The organism is Escherichia sp. MOD1-EC5950 (genome assembly GCF_002965345.1).
GTDB classification, from domain to species: Bacteria; Pseudomonadota; Gammaproteobacteria; order Enterobacterales; family Enterobacteriaceae; genus Escherichia; species Escherichia marmotae.
In genome coordinates this window covers 1-785 of sequence record NZ_PTSR01000114.1, presented here as the reverse complement: position 1 = coordinate 785, position 785 = coordinate 1, and the positions used below count along the sequence as shown (strand labels likewise).

General features: G+C 47.6%; 1 protein-coding gene. It reads right to left on the bottom strand.

Annotated features, from left to right (window positions below):
• The coding region (locus BEA93_RS24545; RefSeq protein ID WP_105267697.1) for an IS110 family transposase at positions 1 to 678 on the bottom strand (678 nt) is incomplete at its 3' end.
• Positions 679 to 785: the final 107 nt, after the last annotated feature.

The following is a 785-nucleotide window of genomic DNA, read 5'->3' as shown; positions in this document are numbered from 1 at the left end:
GAAATCATGGCTCCGCAGGATGACAAGCATATTCAGACCTAACTGATAACCTACGGATTTTATTGACGTCAGCAGGTCAAAATCCTTTTTTAATTCAGGATGCTGGTTAAGGTGTGAACGGATCAGACTGTCCAGACGTTTAATTTCTGCGTTCAACTGACCAATCATTGCCTCTACGGATTCAGCTATAACAGAAGGTGTGTCTGTTGCCAGGTATTTTTCCAGCCTGTTTTTTTCGCGAGTGCTGTCGGCCACAAGAGCATCACGTCTGCGGAGCAGTGTACTGAGATGGCGGACTTCTTCCGGTGGAGGAAGCCATGGCTCCGGTGCTTTAAGCGCGCCATAGCAAGCCAGCATATAAGCATCAACCCGGTCATTTTTGGTCAGCATTCCCATTCCCCGGGCAAACTCTCGTGCCCTGTGTGGGTTGGCAAGTGATATCCGGCTCCCGGCTTTGTGAAGCCCATAAGCCAGTGATTCATGATAAACACCAGTGGCTTCCATGATGATATGGACATCTTCAGGTTTACAATGTTGCTTACTGAGCCAGGCTATTACCGCGCTGACAGCATTAATATCATTCTGAAGTTTTCGGGTTTTGACTCTGCCTTTTACGCCTTCGCGCAGCAGGCACAAATCCAGCGTTTTCTTGCTGACATCAATACCTAACTGAAACATGAATATTCTCCTTTCACCAAACCATCACGCCTATTCCCCTTGTACATGCAGAGTCATCGCTCTTGGCAACCGTTCAATGTTAATGCTGGCGTGAAAGGTGAAGCAGA